Consider the following 16,846-nt stretch of genomic DNA (forward strand, 5'->3'; position numbering starts at 1 on the left):
TCTATGCAAATTGCCTATCAAACGAGTGCCGGACCTTTACGAACTGATAACCAAGACGCTGTTGGTGTCTTTTATAATACAAAAAAAGCCCCACTTATGATGGTAGCTGATGGGGTTACTAGTAATCCCGGTAGTCAGCAGGCTAGTCAAGTAGTTATTCAGTACCTAGGTGCGCAATGGGAGATTAGTCATTTTGACGATTTAAAACAAGTGCAAGCATGGCTGGTTAGTCAGGTGCACCTGGCTAACCAAGCGGTGATTGAAACAGGCCGCCATCAGCCTGGCGCAGCCCAGATGGCAACAACATTAGTTTTAGCAGTGGTGATTGACCATCAATTATTAATTGCTAATGCGGGTGACTCCAAGGCCTATATCTTACACAATCATGAATTGAATCAACTGAGTTTTGACCATAATTTAAAAAATGAGTTATCGCGGGAACAAGGAAAAGTCTATGATGATTCTTTGCCGCAAGGAAATAGTTTAACGCGTTATTTGGGCGTAAATGACCAAGTGGACTTAGAGTTTAATTATGGTAATTTCTTTTTAGAGGATGTCATATTTTTGACTTCGGATGGTTTATCAAAGGTTCTTAGTGATGATGATATCGTTAATATTATTGAACATAGTCACTCGGCTGCCCAGCGAGTTGAAGATTTGATGGCAGCTGCAGTAAAACTCAATGTTTCCGATAATATAACCGCATTGATTGCCCTTGATGATGAGAGTTGATGAGCTAAGCTCATAAAGGATAGAGATTAGAATGCAAGCAGGGACTATAATTGATAATCGATATCGTATCATCCGCCCACTGGGTGGGGGTGGTATGGCCAATGTTTATTTGGCTCATGATCAAAAGCTCAATCGTGATGTTACTTTTAAAATCATGCGAATGGACTTACGTGATCGCCAAAACTTAGTCAAACGTTTCCAGCGGGAAGCTCAGGCAGCGAAGGATTTAGTTAATGAACATATTGTCCAAATTTATGGAACTGGTGAGTACGACGGTTCCCACTATATGGTCATAGAATACGTTGAGGGGATGGATTTAAAGGAATATGTTTCGCAGCATTTTCCAATTCCTTATCGTAAAATTGTCGATATCATGCTCCAAATTTTGGAAGCAGTCGAAGTTGCCCATGATTCTGGCATTATTCATCGGGATTTAAAGCCGCAAAATATTTTAATTAATGACGATGGTCAAGTTAAAATTACTGATTTTGGGATTGCAGTCGCCAAAGAAAACCAAAATCTAACCCAAACCAATTCCGTCATAGGTTCAGTGCACTATATTTCACCAGAACAAATTGCTGGGGAAAGTGCTTCCGTACAATCTGATATTTATGCTTTAGGGGTGATTTTATATCAGTTGATTACCAAGCAGGTACCATACGAAGGGGAAACGGCGGCGACAGTTGCTTTGCAACATACTACTGGCACAATGCCGTCGGTTCGTAATTTTGACCCAACCATTCCACAACCCCTGGAAAATGTGGTTCTTAAAGCAACCGCTAAAAATCCGGAAGATCGATATGTTAGTGCCCTAGAGATGGCGGATGATTTGCAGACTTGTTTGTCACCTAGACGTGCTCATGATCCTCGCTATGTTCCCTTGGCTGATGATGCCACTCGGGTGATTCCGCTGGATGAATTAGAGAATTATCCCTTACCAGAAGAGCATGAAAAAATTAGTAGCACAACGGAAGGGGAAAATATTCAAACTGTCGTTGATCAAATTATTGACTATGCTAATCGGGGCTATGCTATTAAAAAGATTGCCGGTCTAGTTGATCGTACCCCTCGTTACGTGCGTAAGGTCCTTAAAGATAATGGTATTAAATTCCATGACAAGCGCCGTTGGTTGCTTGCCTGTGGTTTAGTTTGCTTACTGGGGATGGTTATCTTTTTCGTTAATCAATCTCAGACAAACTATGTTAAGGTCCCAGATTTAAGTAATTTATCGCAGAGTCAAGCAACTAGTAAACTGGAAAGTGCCCATCTAGTTGCAGATAATAATGTGACCTATACCACTTCTAAAACAGTTAGTAAGGATGAGGTGATTAAGACTTCGCCTAGTGTGGGAAGTCGGGTAAAGCGTGGCAGTAAGATTCGCCTAATTATCTCAACTGGGGCCGGTAAAATCCGTTTTGGTGATTTTACTGATTCTGATTACGGTGCTACGGCTGCCCAATTAAATGCGCAAGGCTTTACTGTTAAAAAGGAACTAACAACGTCTAATGACGTGCCAGCTGGTAAAATTATTAGTCAATCCCTTGAAGCAGGTAGTTTGGTTGATCCAACTGATACAACCGTTACTTTTGTTGTTTCTAGTGGCGTGGCTAAGGTCAATGTGCCAGATTTTTCTGGTAAGACGCGAAATGAGGTCCAGGCTTGGAGCCGGGCCAACAATATTACTGTTTCTTATATATCACAAACTAATCAGGCACCTAAAAATGAAGTCTTAACGCAATCATTAAGTGCTGGTTCAAAAATGTCAGTGGACCAGACTTTAGAAGTAACCATTTCTGATGGGCCTGCTTCATCCAGTTCTGCTGATAGTTCATCTTCAGCTAGTTCAAGTAGTTCCAGTGGGGCTAGTTCATCTAGTCAAAAGAGTTCAAGTGCCTCTTAAATAAATAGTACGAATTACAGCAGGTCATTACACAGGTAATGGCCTGCTTTTTATTGAGCGAAATCGGCTATTAAATTTAGGCATGGTATAATAGCAGCATGAAAACAGGTAGAATTATACGCTCATTAAGTGGTTATTATGATGTTCAACTGGCCGATGGTACGGTTGAACGTACCCGGGCTCGGGGCCAATTTAGGAAATCCAAACAAAAACCCGTTGTGGGTGATTTTGTTGATTTTGAAAGTGAAAATGATGAAGGCTTTATTTGGCAAATTAAGGTTCGAGAAAATGAGTTGATTCGGCCACTGATTGCTAATGTTGACTTAGCAGTTATTGTAACGGCTGTGCGACAACCGGATTTTACGAATAATTTATTGGATCGACAATTAGTGGCTTTAGCAGCTGCTGATGTTCAACCTGTGATTTACTTCTCTAAATTAGATTTACTAGATGCTAGTCAAAGGGCTGATTTTGAACAAGTAATCCAGTTATACCGCCACATCGGTTATTCAGTTGTCTGTTCTGACCAAAAACCTTTATTCCAGCTAAAACAATTATTTAAGGATAAAGTAGTTGTTTTTATGGGCCAAACTGGGGCCGGAAAATCAACTCTGTTAAATCAAATTGCTCCAGAGCTAAATTTAACCATTGGAGAGGTTTCTAAAGCCCTTAGCCGCGGTAAACATACGACTCGGCAAGTCTCTTTAATTACTATACCGAGTTATGAAGCAATGATTGCTGATACACCTGGATTTTCATCATATGAAGTTTTTGATTTTCCGGTTGAAGACTTAGCGGACTATTTTCCAGAAATGGTAACCATTAGTGGACAGTGTCGTTTTCGGGGCTGCTTACACTTAAATGAGCCTGGTTGTGCGGTTAAAGCCGCCGTTGAGCTTGGCACGATTGCCCCATCACGGTATAATGATTACAAGCTATTTTATAACTTAATTAAGCAACAAAAGCCCCGTTACTCAAGGGAATAGAAAGAAAAGAGGACCTTTTTCATGGCAGGAATTATTGCCCCATCAATTTTAAGTGCAGACTATACGAATTTGGAACGAGACGTTAAAATCGTTGAAAATGCCGGTGCTGAGTATCTACACATCGATATTATGGATGGTAGCTTTGTACCAGCTATTTCGTACGGGCCTAACTGGGTAAAGCAGCTGCGTCCCGAGACAAATATGACTTTGGATGTGCATATGATGGTTGTTCATCCAGAAAACTTCATTGATCAATTTGCTGATGCTGGCGCTGATATTATTGGGGTTCATGTGGAAGCAACCCCTCATATTCACCGAGCCTTGCAAATGATTCAAAATCGTGGTGTTAAGGCAGAGGTTGTGATTAATCCAGGAACGCCAGTTAGTGCTATTCAACCAGTTTTGGATATGGTTGACCAGGTCTTAGTAATGACGGTCAATCCTGGTTTTGGCGGACAAAAGTTTTTGCCATCAACTTTGGACAAGATTAGTCAATTGAATACTTACCGGAATATGAATGATTTGAACTTTGATATCGAAGTTGATGGTGGTATTAATAATGAGACGATTCGTTTAGCCTATGAAGCTGGTGCTAACGTCTTCGTTGCTGGTTCTTATGTTTACGATAAGAAGGACCCAGCTGCTAAGGTAGCCCAATTAATGAAGTTGACTTCTGGATCAGTTGTGACCGACTAATTGAGGAGGGGATTTAATGCAGGTTAATATTTTAGCAGGTGGGTATCCAGACCTTTGGCCAACCGATATTTTTGATCAACCAGGTGTATGGATTGGTGCTGATCGTGGTGCTTGGCGCCTGCTAAAGGCTGGAGTTAATTTTCAATTGGCAGTTGGCGATTTTGACTCCTTAAATCCCCAGGAATATCAATTTTTAAAAGAGCATTTTCAACAAGAAAATATTAAACAAGTTCCCACGGTTAAAGATTTTACCGATACCCAATTGGCTCTTCAAATGGCAATGACCTTTGATTGTGACTTGATTAAAGTGTATGGTGCTACTGGGGGACGAGTGGATCATTGGCTTAGTAATTTATGGATTATTAACGAACCCGTTTTTCAACCAATTATTGAAAAAGTCCATTTTGTGGATTGCCAAAATGATATTAGCTATTTACAACCGGGTTATAAAACCATTCAGCATCTTCCTGGTATGAAATACTTAGGTTTTATGCCTTTGGGTCTAGTTGATAATTTGCATATTATTGATGCGAAGTATACCTTGACATCTGCAGTGAATTGGCCTAAGATGTGGTCATCAAATGAATTTGTCGACGAATTGGTACATGTTAGTTTTGATTCTGGAATTATCATGGTTACCCAGACAAAAGATAGGAGCAACGATGACAGTAGCAGTAGTAACTGATGCAACTTTTGAGAAGGCTTCCAGTCAAGGAGTTAGTATCACTGATTTTTGGGCTCCTTGGTGTGGCCCTTGTAAGATGCAATCACCTGTTTTGGACGCTTTGTCGGAAGAAATGACGGATGTCGACTTTTTAAAAATGGATGTAGATCAGAATCCGCAGACACCAGCCGATTTTGGTGTTCGGGCGATTCCAACCCTGTTGCTTAAAAAAAATGGGGAAGTAGTTGACCGTTTAACTGGTTTCCACAATAAAGAGCAATTGGCAAAGATCTTAGAGAATTATCTATAGTAGCTTGTCAAAGTTCGGCACTTCTGGTAAAATTTATTATTGTTGTAAGAAGAGCGTTTAAGATAAAAGGCTCACAAAAGGAGGGTTGAACATGGCAAAGGATGCTATTACTGGCGCACGTACACGTTTCGGCAACCAACGTTCACACGCACTTAACTCAAGTCGTCGTAGTTGGAAGCCTAACTTGCAAAAAGTAACGGTTAAAATTAATGGTTCTGCACCTAAAAAAGTTTATTTGACAGCACGGACTTTGAAGTCTGGGTTGAAGAACGGTTCCATTGAACGTGTTTAATGAAAAGTCACTATTCAGTGGCTTTTTTATTTTTTGAATTAATCCTCGAGCTTATCAATAATCGGAGCTGGTCGAATATGATACAATAGAAAGCAGCAAGTACGTACTGGAAGGAAAATAGAGAATAGCAATATTCCCTTCACTGAAAGAAATGGCAATAAAAATTAAAACCAAAAATGGTGAGATTAACATTGAAAATGATGTTATCGCTAGTATTGTTGGCGGAGCAGCGATTGCTAATCCTGGTGTAGTTGGCATGGCTTCTCGAGCCGCTTTGCGAGATGGAGTGGACCAGATTTTAAATCGAGAAACCTATGGTCGCGGAGTGGTTGTCCATCAAAAAGATATTGGCTTGAGTGTCGATGTTTATGTGGTAGCCCAATATGGGATGCGCTTGGCTGAAATTTCAAAATCAGTCCAAAAAAAGGTTAAGTATAATTTAGACGCTCAATTAGGCGTTCGTGCTGCCGAAGTGAACATTATTATTCAAGGCATTCAAACGAGCGACTATCGCTAGGAAGAAACATGACAAGTAAAAAAGTAACAACCATAACCAATGTCGAATTTGGCAAAATGATTAATGCTGCTGCAGCCATGTTAGCTGCTAATGCTGAAAAAATTAATAAATTAAATGTTTTCCCAGTCCCAGATGGTGATACAGGAACCAATATGAGTTTATCTATGGCCAGCGGTGCTCAGTACGAGCGTGATGCTTTGGATACTCAGATTGGGGCCTTGGCCAAGGCAACTTCTAAAGGACTATTAATGGGCGCTCGTGGTAATTCGGGCGTTATTTTATCGCAAATCTTTCGTGGCTTTGCCAATAGTGTCGCTGATAAAGATACTATGTCAGCCCGTGATTTGGCTGACGCCTTGATGGAATCTGCTCAGGTGGCTTATAAATCTGTGATGAAGCCAACTGAAGGAACGATTTTAACGATTATTCGTGAAGCGGCTAGTCAAGCTAATCAAAGTGCTAAAGAAACCGATGATGTTGTGGCTTTGATGGCTGCTGTAACTAAGGCTGCCCAGGCTGCCTTAGACTCAACCCCTGATTTATTACCGGTCCTAAAAGAAGTTGGCGTAGTTGATTCTGGTGGACAGGGACTAGTTTTTGTCTTACGTGCTTTTTATGAAGTACTTAGTGGACAATTTAATGAAAATGAATTGACGGCTCCCGATAATGCCGAACTTGATCGGATGGTTGAAAACTTACATGCCGGTGCCCAGGCGGATAGTAATTTGGATCCAGCCGATATTCAGTACGGTTATTGTACGGAAATCATGGTCGAAATTGCCCGAGGAACAACATTTGATAAGCAGTTTGATTATCAAGAATTTTACGATTATTTAGCCCAACTAGGTGATTCTTTGCTGGTGATTAATGATGATGAAATCGTAAAAGTGCATGTCCACACTGAAGATCCAGGATCAGTACTGCATTGGGGAACTGAGTATGGTTCTTTGGTCAAGGTTAAAGTGGATAATATGCGTGATCAGCAACAGGCTGTTATTGATGAACAAAAGCGCCAAAATGCTCAGCAAACTGGTCAAGTGAGTCAAGCAATCAAGGTACCTGATGTAGCAGTTATTGCTGTTGCAGCTGGAGATGGTGTGGCCGAGCTTTTTAGAAGTTTAGGAGTTTATACTGTTATTAGCGGTGGCCAAACCATGAATCCTTCAACGGCTGACATTGTACAAGCTATTCAAGATAGTGGAGCTAAGGCGGCTGTCATTTTGCCCAATAACAGCAATATTTTCATGGCTGCTGAACAGTCCGTTGCTTTAGCTGGTGTACCGGTTGAAGTTGTAAAAAGTCGGACGGTTCAACAGGGATTATCGGCTATGTTGGGCTATAATCCTGAAGGTAGTTTAGCAGATAATATGGCTGAAATGACGGCCTTGTTGGCGGAAGTCAAGTCAGCACAAATTACCCAAGCAGTCCGGGATACTAGCTTGAATGGCCGTGAAATTCAACATGGAGACTGGCTAGGTATCGTCGATGGTGAGATTGAAGTGGTCGGTAAGAAGCTTATGACTGTGGCTACCGACACGATTCAATCCATGTTAGATGATGATTCCGAGATTGTTACGGTTATATATGGACAAGACGCAAAGAAACGTGATGCAGAATCATTAATGAAGTGGGTTCAGGATTACGATGAGGATTTAGAAACTGAGATTCATGCTGGTAAGCAACCGCTTTATCCATTCTTAATTTCAGTTGAATGAAAAAAAGTGGAACTGTGTAGCGGTTAGGAAATCAATTCCTCCGACACGGTTCCACTTTTTATTTATCTTTTAAAATTACATTAATCCTAAGGCACTGACGGCGGCGTAAATAACGCCACCAACCATGATGAAGACCATTAGAAACGACATGAAAAGGGTTAAACGGTGTAACTTCGTTTTTTCCTTTTTTTCAACCTTGGGAATTGGTCGCTTATCTAATTGTTCTGTCACTTCATCAGCTAACTTTTTATTAATCTTAATTTTTTTTGTATTCGTTGCCATAGCTTTCCCTCACTTAGAATAGTAACATGGTATCATATTATTTTTTAAAATTGAAATTTAGAGGTGTTTATGGATTGGAAATATTGGGCCTTGGGGCTGTTAGGGATTTTAATCTTATTGTACTTATTTAGGCGTTTTTCTCGCACCTGGCGCCAAGTATCATTTTTTGATTTAGCCGTATTACCGAGCTGGATCACCCTCTATATGACGATGGGATTAGCTTTTGGCGTATCATATTTACCATTTATCTTAGTAATATGGTTATTCCTTGGCTTGATTTTTTCTTGGTGGTTATTAGGAAGGAATTGGCCAGTTCATGTTTTTTTTCATAAATATTGGCAATGGAGTGCCTTGGTAGCTATTTTAGCTGAATTAATAGTTGTAATTATGGCTGTCTACTTACAAAAATAAAAAAACCTTAAGGACTTAATTAGTTCTTAAGGTTTTTTTATGGTCTTCAATTAAAACTAAGTGGTAAAAAAGTGGAGGAAAGTGGGGGAATGTGGTAAATTAATCTTAGTAAAGTAGAGGGAAGGAGGCGATTTTTATGTTCATGGGAGAATATTCACATACCGTTGATACTAAGGGTCGCCTGATTATTCCTGCTAAATTTCGCCATCAACTGGGGGATAGTTTTGTCATCACCAAGTGGATGGAGCATGCCTTGCGGGCAATGCCTCGCGATGTTTGGGAAAATCTCGAAAAGCATTTAAATCAATTACCGATTGGAAAAAAAGAAGCGCGGGCTTTTAAGCGCTTTGTCATGGCTGGTGCTTTAGAGGCAGAATTTGATAAACAAGGTCGAATTGTGATTCCTAGTAATTTGCGACAGCATGCCCAGTTAGATAAAGACGTCGTCATTACCGGAGCCGGTGATAGTTTTGAAATTTGGAGTAACCAAAATTGGCAAAACTACACCCAAGCTACTGCTGAAGATTTTGATGAAATCGCTGAAGGTTTGGTTGATTTTGACTTTTAAGGCCCGTATACGAGCAAGGAGACATAATGGCATTTGAACACGTAACTGTCCTATTGAAAGAGGCCGTTGAATTTTTAGCGATCAAACCAGATGGTATTTATGTTGATGCTACTTTAGGCGGTGGCGGTCATACCGGTGAAATCCTTAAACAGTTAGAAACTGGTCGTTTGTACAGTTTTGATCAAGATGATGTAGCCATTGCCTACAATAAAGACCAGTATGCAACCGAGATTGCGGCCGGTAAATTAGTACTAATACATCAAAATTTTCGTGATTTAAAGTCAGCTTTAGCTAGCTATCAGGTTAAACACGTTGATGGGGTTCTTTATGACTTAGGAGTCAGTTCGGTTCAATTTGATGATGGTCAGCGTGGATTTTCCTATAATCACGATGCGCAGTTAGATATGCGGATGGACCAGCGGCAGACGTTAACGGCTTGGGAGATTGTCAACCAATGGTCTTTTCAAGACCTTTATCGTATTTTAAGTCGTTATGGTGAGGATCGATTTCCAAAGCAGGTTGCTCGCAAGATTGAACAAAGCCGGCAATCAAAAAGTATTGATACCACGCTAGAACTGGTTGAAGTTATTAAAGAGGCCATTCCAGCCCCAGCTCGTCGTCACGGCGGGCATCCGGCTAAACGAACTTTTCAGGCACTAAGAATTGCAGTTAACGATGAATTAGGTGCTTTGGAAGATTCTTTAACACAGGCTTTAGATCTATTGGATCTAAAGGGGCGTGTAAGCGTAATTACTTTTCAGTCGTTAGAAGACCGTTTAGTGAAGCAAATGTTTCGTGAAAAAGCGAGTGGACCAGATTTGCCAGCTGGACTGCCGGTTCTACCTGGTCAGTTTGAAGCTGATTATCGTTTATTAAGCCGCAAGGCTATTAAACCCAGTGAAAGCGAAGTTCAAAATAATCATCGAGCTCAGTCAGCTCAGTTACGTGCAATTGAGCGGATTCATTTTTCAAAGGATTAGGAGTTAATTTTATGGCACAAAATCCAAGTTACCGAACCACTAATTTAGCCCGTGATTTCTCTAATAAACCAGCTAAAAAGAAAGTTTTGAAGCGCTATAAAGCTGCGGTTTGGACTAAAAATGAACGACGTTTAGTTTTTGGCTTTGCTGTAGGAACACTAATAATTATGTTGGCTACGGTTTACACTAGTGTTCAAACGGATAATGTACTTCAAAAGAATGCCCAAACGCAGCGTAAAATGACTCAAATTAAGCAGGATAATGATAGTTTGAGAGCTGATATTCAAAAAAAAATAAACCGTCAGAATTTAGATGATGTGGCTAAGAAATCCAAAATGTCGCAGACGGGTGATAGTGTCCGTAATATTAATCAATAATTATTATGAGTAAAAAAATTAAGCGTCTATCCAATCGAAGAGTGTCAAAAAATGCCAAATTTTTTGGTTTTTTTCTGTTGATTGCGACTGGATTGCTAATTTTGATTATGGGTTTACGTTTGTTACAAATCGCTACCTTAAAACGAGTGAATTCACATAATTTAACCACGGCGACCCGTCAGGCCTTTATGCAAGAGCAAATGGTAACTGCTACTCGGGGACGTGTTTTTTCGACTGATGGCGAAGTTTTAGCGGATAACAGCACTGTTTATGATTTGTATGCCGTCTTAGATAAAAATCAATTTGATGGTAAGAAACCAAAGTATGTTCAAGATAAAAAAGAAACTGCTAAAAAATTAAGCTCAGTGATTGATTTATCTGAGGATGATATTTTAAAACGCTTGGATAGTAACAAACTACAGGTTGAATTTGGTACAGCCGGTAAGGGGTTAGACATTGACCAATACAATAAAATTAAGGCGATGAAATTAGCCGGAGTTGGCTTCATCCCCCAGCCGGCTCGTTATTACCCTAATAATCGGATGGCTTCACATATTATTGGTTTAACCAATTCGATTACGAATGCCTTTGGTAAAAATACTCTGAATGGTATTTTAGGGATTGAAGACACTCGGAATAAAAGTTTAAAGGGTAAGGATGGCGTTAAGGATTATCTGGGGAATCAGGTCTCACAAGGACAAAATCAAGTTAAAAACGGCGATAATGTTACCCTGACTTTGGATGAAAAGTTACAAACTACTTTGGAAAATCGAATGGATGTTATGTTTGATGGCACCAAAGCCAAGTCTGCGATGGCGGTTTTGATGGATAGTAAGACAGGTAAGATTTTAGCAGCTACTCAGCGCCCAAATTTTGATCCTAATTCGCAAGATGGCTTAAAAGATAACTGGGTTAATTTGTTAAATCAATCCACCTTTGAACCAGGGTCGACAATGAAAACAATCACCCTAGCTGCTGCCATCCAAGAAGGTAAATGGCATCCAAATGATACCTACCAATCAGGAAGTTTGAACATTGACGGCGGTCGAATTGTCGATGCTTTCGGGCAAAATGAAGGTGTGCTAACCTATCGAGAAGGTTATTGGCGCTCTTCGAATGTGGCCTTTGCGCACGTTGAACAAGCTTTAGGGGCGACGATATGGAAAAAATATATCGATCGGTTCCATTTCTTAGAGCCGACGCATTCAGATTTACCCAATGAAGCGAGTGGATCAATTTCCTTCCAACAAGCCATTGACCAAGCCAATACCGCCTACGGGCAGGCAATTAATGTGACCACTTTACAACTATTGCAAGCGTATAGTGCAATTGCCAATAACGGTAAAGAGGTAAAACCATATTTGGTTGAGAAAGTGACCGATTCTAAGACTGGTAAAACCTTATATCAAGGCAAAACTACAACTGTGGGGCAGCCGATAACTGCTGCCACTGCTAAAGAAGTTCGTAAATATATGACAGATGTCGTTAATCAGGAAACTGGAACAGCCAAGCAGTATGATTTGCGCGATGCCGGTTACCAAATTTCGGCCAAGACCGGAACGGCTCAAATTTCAGAAAATGGACGTTACTTAGATGGATTGAATAATGATATTCATTCGGTCATGACGATTGTGCCAGAAGAAAATCCGCGATTCATTATGTATGTAGCGGTCCGCCAGCCTAAAGTTTTCCCTGATCCTAATATTCAGCTCACGCTAAATAAAGTTTTCCGTCCGGTCATGCTCCAGGCTTTGAATGATAGCAAGAGTGCGGTAAAATCAAAAACAAATGAAGTTAAATTGCCGCAAGTTACTGGGCAATCAATTGACGATGCTCGTAGTAATCTAGAAAAGGTTGGCTTGCGGGTCGCTGTGGTCGGTTCAACCGGTCGTGTTAAAACACAATCCGTTTCAGCCGGTAGTTATGCCCTTAAAGATCAATTGATTATTCTAAAGGCTAACGGTAAAACTTTATTACCAAATATGAACGGCTGGAGTTTGACTGAAGCGCAACGTTACGCCAATGAGACGGGCTTTAACCTTAAGAGTGATGGGACAGGCTTTATTACCAAACAAAGTATGGACGCTGGCCAAGAAGTTAATGGTCAGTCGGTTGTAAGCGTCGAGTTAAAAGAAAAAGAGTAGGGGAAGATAATGAAGGAGAATTTTTTGGTGTTTTTGATTGCCTTGATCATCACGGTAGGAGGAATGCCATTTGTAATTAAGTTTTTACGACGGTCAAAAGAACAAGCTGTTATTCGTAAATTAGGGCCTGATCATCGTGCTAAAGCTGGAACACCTAGCATGGGTGGTGCTTTATTCATCGCAGCTACGATTATTGCCACTCTTTGTATGCCTAGTTCTTATCAAAGTTGGACTAGTTTTACTTGGACCTTGATTTTGATTGTGGCAGTGGGGTCCTTTGCCGTGATTGGTGGCATTGATGATGCCTTAAAATTAATTCGACATGCGGATGAGGGTTTTGCTTTTAAGCCAAAACTATTAGCTCAGACTTTGAGTGCTGTTTTGATGATGTTGCTAATGTGGGTCCTTGAAGTTCCTTTCATTATCACTATTCCTTGGGTTGGTCCAGTAAATCTCGGTATTTTCTATTTCTTCTTCCTATGGTTTTGGTTAGTTGGTTGGTCTAATGCTACTAATTTGACCGATGGCTTGGATGGTTTATTGGCTGGAACAGCCCTAATTGTTTATGGTGCCTTTACCATTTTGGCTTGGCGAGCAGACAATCCTAGCATTTTGACCTTTAATTTTGCCATCATGGCCGCTTTAATTGGTTTTCTATTTTATAATCATCCCAAGGCTAAAATCTTCATGGGAGATACAGGTTCTTTGGCGCTTGGAGCTGGTTTGGCGATTGAGTCAATCCTCTTGCACGCCTCATTATCGCTTCTCTGGTTTGGCTTGGTTTTTGTTATTGAAACCTTGTCGGTTATCATCCAAACTTTTAGTTATCATTTTTATCATAAGCGCGTCTTTCCGATGGCACCTATTCATCACACCTTTGAAAAAAAGGGTTGGTCAGAATGGCAAATCGATGGTTTTTTCTGGGCGATTACCTTAGTCCTTACTGTCATTGGTGTTCATGTTATCGGTTAATTGTGGTTTTACCACAGTACATAATTGGATAGGAAGTATTTATTAAATGGGACAATTAGTATTTAACGAAAAGAAAGTTTTAGTTTTTGGTTGGGCACGCTCCGGTAAGGCAGCAGCAAAGCGCTTATTAGATTTAGGAGCCAATGTTACAGTGGTTAATCGTGATGCCTATCCGGATGATACCGATTATCAGCAGTTATTAGCAGCTGGTGTTGAATTTGTCATTGGAGATCAAGCTGAGCAACTTTCACCTGATTTTGCCTATGTTGTTAAGAACCCGGGAATTAATTATGACCATCCGTTGGTTAAGAAAGCGCTAGCGTTAAAAATACCAATTTTAACCGAAGTTGCCGTTGCATTATCAACTTTTCAAGGCCGTTTAATTACGGTGACTGGTTCTAACGGAAAGACAACCACCACTTCATTAATCGGCGAAATGTTAAAAGCAGCTGGTGTTCCAGTCACAGTTGCCGGTAATATAGGTACACCAGTGTGTGAGGTGGTGGGCGCCTTAAAATCCTCGGATACGCTCTTGTTGGAGCTTTCGAGTTTCCAATTGTTGGGAATTCCGGCTATTCAACCCGATATTGCCTTGATTACCAATATCTTTACCAACCACATTGATTACCATAAAACTCGGGAAAACTATGTAGCGGCAAAGTTCCGGATTACCCAAGATCAGCGTCCTGACCAAATTTTGGTCCTCAATGCTCAAGGAGCTGATAGTCCTGATTTTGCAGCTAAAACAGCTGCTCAAGTTTATGGATTTTCACGCTCGGGAAATCAAACCTTTGCCCACGTAAATCAAACTGAACTAATTGTTGATGGACAAACGGTTTTGCCATTGAGCCAAATCCGTCTCGTGGGACCACAAAATCTGGAAAATATTCTAGCAGCAGTCGCGGTTGCTAAACTAGCTGGTGTTTCTACTACGGCGATGGCAACGGTACTAAAAAGTTTTGGTGGAGTACCTCATCGTTTACAGCATCTTTTTGACCGAGAGGGTGTGGCTTACTACAATGATTCCAAAGCAACCGATATTGAAGCAACCCAAGCGGCTTTAGATAGCTTCACTAAGCCAACAATTTGGTTAGCAGGGGGCTTGGATCGTGGGGATGATTTGACGCGTTTAGCCCCTAATTTAAAGCATGTTAAAGGGGTCATTGCCTTCGGACAAACGCAACAAAAGATAGTTGAATTAGCTCGATCCCAACATCTACCAGTGATTACTGCTGTTGATGTGGAACGTGCGGCGCCGATGGCCATTAAATTAGCGCAACCAGGCGATGTAGTTTTACTTTCCCCTGCTGCAGCTAGTTGGGATCAATATGATAATTTTGAAGTTCGTGGGGAAGTTTATACCAAAGCCCTGCAGGAAGCATTTGAACAAGGAGAAAATTGATGAGGGTAATTTTATCAGGTGGTGGTACCGGTGGACATATCTATCCAGCTCTAGCTTTATCAAAGATTATTAAGGAACATGAACCTGATTCTGAATTTTTATATGTTGGTTCTTTACGTGGAGTTGAGGCCAACATCGTTCCTAAAACTGGTATGGACTTTGACCAACTGGAAATCCAAGGTTTCCGTCGCTCTTTAGCACTTGATAACTTTAAAACCTTATATCTATTCTTAAAAGCAGTCCATCGAGCTAAAAAAATTATTCGAGATTTTAAACCGGATGTAGTGATTGGAACGGGTGGTTATGTCAGTGGAGCAGTCGTTTATGCTGCTCAAACTCTAAAAATTCCCACAGTTATTCATGAACAAAACTCAGTTGCTGGGATTACTAATCGTTTTTTGGCTCGCAAAGCGACGCGTATCGGCTTGGCCTTCAAGGCGGCTGAAAGCCAATTTCCTAGTGAAAAAACACGGTTAGTTGGTAACCCTCGGGCCCAAGAGGTGGCTGGAATTCAATCTGACTTTAGTTGGACAGAAATTGGTTTAACTGATAAGCAACCAACTCTATTGATTTTTGGCGGATCGCAAGGAGCACCAGCCATTAATAAGGTAGTGTTACAAGCAATGTCTGATTTTAACCAGCGTAGTTATCAGACCGTAATCGTAACCGGACCAAAGCGCTTTGATAGTTTCCAAGCTCAGTTAAAAGAATTGAATATAACGACGCAAGCGCAAATTAAAATTTTACCTTACATTGACAATATGCCAGCTGTGTTAGCTAAAACGGCTGCTATTGTTGCCCGAGCTGGCGCCACTTCCCTAGCTGAAATCACCGCCTTAGGAATTCCCTCTATTTTGATTCCGAGCCCTTACGTAACTGGTGATCATCAACGAAAAAATGCGCAAAGTTTAGTTGAGGCAGGGGCGGCATTGATGATTACTGAAGACCAGCTTTCTGAACAGAAATTTATGGCTATTGTTGACCAAATTATGCTTGATCAAACGGTACGGGTCGATATGGCTAAAAAAGCCGCAGCTATCGGAGAACCCCAAGCTGGAGAAGCATTATATCGTTTAGTTTTGGATGCCATTGCGGAGTGATATCTTGAAGAAAAATCATTCACAATTTAGTAAAAAAAATACACATAAAAATTCACTACCTAGTCGTGTTGCAGTTTTTTTTATGTTTTTTTTACTGTTAGTGATTTTTTTTAACTATTGGCGTCCTTGGGAAAAAATTAGTAGTGTCCATGTTTCATCTGTTAATATTCCAGAACAAAATGTTAAAAAGGTTTTAAAAATTGATTCCGGTAGTTATCGTTGGCAGGTCGTGGGGCAGGAAATATTTTTAGTTCAGCGTCTCAAAATAGCCAACGATAAAATTACGGATGTTGATTTTAAATTATTGGGTCAAAAATTAGAAATTATTGTACATGAGCGTGTTAATGCTGGTTTTTTCTTACAAAATGGCCAGTGGTACGAATTAGATAGTCAAGCCCGTAAGTTAAAAGTTGATAAGCCCAACGGGATTGCACCAATTTATACTGGTTTCAAAGAGGATCAGCAACGTAGTCAAGTGGCTAAATCTTTTACCACTTTGAACTATGCGATTCGGCATAACGTCAGTGAAATTATTTTTGCACCTGATAAAAATAATAATCAAAAAATTATTTTGGTTATGAATGATGGTAATACAGTGTATGCTAGCATCCGAAGTTTTGCTGATAAAATGAAGTATTACCCTAGTATTGTGGCGCAGATGAACGATAAAGGAGTTATTGATCTCCAGTATGGTTCTTACTCGTATGCCTATGGGAATAAAAGTAAAGAATAATACGAAAAAAGCTATTCTAGCACAACACTATGTTATTTGTTTATGTTAAGATTATATTTAGGTTA

19 protein-coding genes are annotated in these 16,846 nt (G+C 40.4%); 18 read left to right on the plus strand and 1 reads right to left on the minus strand.

All coding sequences use genetic code 11. From position 1 onward, the window contains the following. Window positions 1-3 precede the first annotated feature (3 nt). From M4974_RS05595 to M4974_RS05635, 9 genes are all read left to right on the plus strand, one after another. Complete coding sequence (locus tag M4974_RS05595; protein ID WP_248706495.1) at window positions 4-732, plus strand: PP2C family protein-serine/threonine phosphatase; 729 nt, start codon at window positions 4-6, stop codon at window positions 730-732. Window positions 733-763: 31 nt separating this feature from the next. After that, complete coding sequence (gene pknB / locus M4974_RS05600) at window positions 764-2,632, plus strand: Stk1 family PASTA domain-containing Ser/Thr kinase (protein ID WP_248706496.1); 1,869 nt, start codon at window positions 764-766, stop codon at window positions 2,630-2,632. A gap of 98 nt (window positions 2,633-2,730) precedes the next feature. Beyond that, window positions 2,731-3,618, plus strand: a complete 888-nt coding sequence (gene rsgA, locus M4974_RS05605) for a ribosome small subunit-dependent GTPase A (protein ID WP_248706497.1) — start codon at window positions 2,731-2,733, stop codon at window positions 3,616-3,618. Between the two features lie 21 nt (window positions 3,619-3,639). Then, window positions 3,640-4,314 (plus strand): ribulose-phosphate 3-epimerase, encoded by a 675-nt coding sequence (gene rpe, locus M4974_RS05610; RefSeq protein WP_248706498.1) that lies wholly within the window; start codon window positions 3,640-3,642, stop codon window positions 4,312-4,314. Window positions 4,315-4,330: 16 nt separating this feature from the next. Beyond that, on the plus strand, window positions 4,331-4,999 hold the full coding sequence (locus M4974_RS05615; RefSeq protein ID WP_248706499.1) for a thiamine diphosphokinase: 669 nt from the start codon (window positions 4,331-4,333) through the stop codon (window positions 4,997-4,999). Then, on the plus strand, window positions 4,977-5,288 hold the full coding sequence (gene trxA / locus M4974_RS05620) for a thioredoxin (RefSeq protein ID WP_248706500.1): 312 nt from the start codon (window positions 4,977-4,979) through the stop codon (window positions 5,286-5,288). Before M4974_RS05615 ends, trxA begins: the two co-directional genes overlap by 23 nt. A gap of 91 nt (window positions 5,289-5,379) precedes the next feature. Then, window positions 5,380-5,580 (plus strand): 50S ribosomal protein L28, encoded by a 201-nt coding sequence (rpmB, locus tag M4974_RS05625; protein ID WP_248706501.1) that lies wholly within the window; start codon window positions 5,380-5,382, stop codon window positions 5,578-5,580. Window positions 5,581-5,731: 151 nt separating this feature from the next. Next, complete coding sequence (locus M4974_RS05630) at window positions 5,732-6,097, plus strand: Asp23/Gls24 family envelope stress response protein (RefSeq protein ID WP_248706502.1); 366 nt, start codon at window positions 5,732-5,734, stop codon at window positions 6,095-6,097. Window positions 6,098-6,105: 8 nt separating this feature from the next. Further along, window positions 6,106-7,812 carry a DAK2 domain-containing protein gene (locus M4974_RS05635; RefSeq protein ID WP_248706503.1) on the plus strand — a complete coding sequence of 569 codons (1,707 nt, stop codon included), beginning with the start codon at window positions 6,106-6,108 and terminating at the stop codon, window positions 7,810-7,812. 75 nt (window positions 7,813-7,887) lie between these two features. On the opposite strand, the gene M4974_RS05640 is transcribed toward M4974_RS05635, so the two are convergent. After that, window positions 7,888-8,094 carry a DUF4044 domain-containing protein gene (locus tag M4974_RS05640; protein ID WP_248706504.1) on the minus strand — a complete coding sequence of 69 codons (207 nt, stop codon included), beginning with the start codon at window positions 8,092-8,094 and terminating at the stop codon, window positions 7,888-7,890. A gap of 69 nt (window positions 8,095-8,163) precedes the next feature. Between M4974_RS05640 and M4974_RS05645 the strand changes: the two genes are divergently transcribed. The 9 genes from M4974_RS05645 (at window position 8,164) to M4974_RS05685 (ending at window position 16,781) form a co-directional block, all read left to right on the plus strand. Continuing rightward, entirely contained in the window at window positions 8,164-8,505 is a 342-nt protein-coding gene (locus M4974_RS05645) for a DUF3397 domain-containing protein (RefSeq protein ID WP_248706505.1), read from the plus strand. Between the two features lie 136 nt (window positions 8,506-8,641). Next, entirely contained in the window at window positions 8,642-9,073 is a 432-nt protein-coding gene (mraZ, locus tag M4974_RS05650; protein ID WP_248706506.1) for a division/cell wall cluster transcriptional repressor MraZ, read from the plus strand. Between the two features lie 26 nt (window positions 9,074-9,099). Then, window positions 9,100-10,053: a 16S rRNA (cytosine(1402)-N(4))-methyltransferase RsmH gene (rsmH, locus tag M4974_RS05655; protein ID WP_248706507.1), complete on the plus strand. Its 954-nt coding sequence runs from the start codon at window positions 9,100-9,102 to the stop codon at window positions 10,051-10,053. 11 nt (window positions 10,054-10,064) lie between these two features. After that, complete coding sequence (locus tag M4974_RS05660) at window positions 10,065-10,430, plus strand: cell division protein FtsL (protein ID WP_248706508.1); 366 nt, start codon at window positions 10,065-10,067, stop codon at window positions 10,428-10,430. Window positions 10,431-10,435: 5 nt separating this feature from the next. Continuing rightward, window positions 10,436-12,574 carry a penicillin-binding protein gene (locus M4974_RS05665; RefSeq protein ID WP_248706509.1) on the plus strand — a complete coding sequence of 713 codons (2,139 nt, stop codon included), beginning with the start codon at window positions 10,436-10,438 and terminating at the stop codon, window positions 12,572-12,574. 9 nt (window positions 12,575-12,583) lie between these two features. Continuing rightward, window positions 12,584-13,546, plus strand: a complete 963-nt coding sequence (gene mraY, locus M4974_RS05670) for a phospho-N-acetylmuramoyl-pentapeptide-transferase (protein WP_248706510.1) — start codon at window positions 12,584-12,586, stop codon at window positions 13,544-13,546. Between the two features lie 46 nt (window positions 13,547-13,592). Beyond that, window positions 13,593-14,948: a UDP-N-acetylmuramoyl-L-alanine--D-glutamate ligase gene (gene murD, locus M4974_RS05675; RefSeq protein ID WP_248706511.1), complete on the plus strand. Its 1,356-nt coding sequence runs from the start codon at window positions 13,593-13,595 to the stop codon at window positions 14,946-14,948. Beyond that, window positions 14,948-16,048 (plus strand): undecaprenyldiphospho-muramoylpentapeptide beta-N-acetylglucosaminyltransferase, encoded by a 1,101-nt coding sequence (murG, locus tag M4974_RS05680; RefSeq protein WP_248706512.1) that lies wholly within the window; start codon window positions 14,948-14,950, stop codon window positions 16,046-16,048. The genes murD and murG overlap by 1 nt, the downstream gene beginning before the upstream one ends. Window positions 16,049-16,148: 100 nt before the next feature. Continuing rightward, entirely contained in the window at window positions 16,149-16,781 is a 633-nt protein-coding gene (locus M4974_RS05685) for a cell division protein FtsQ/DivIB (RefSeq protein WP_248715831.1), read from the plus strand. Window positions 16,782-16,846: the final 65 nt, after the last annotated feature.

It is taken from the genome of Convivina praedatoris (assembly GCF_933208495.1).
In the GTDB taxonomy this organism is placed as follows: domain Bacteria; phylum Bacillota; class Bacilli; order Lactobacillales; family Lactobacillaceae; genus Convivina; species Convivina praedatoris.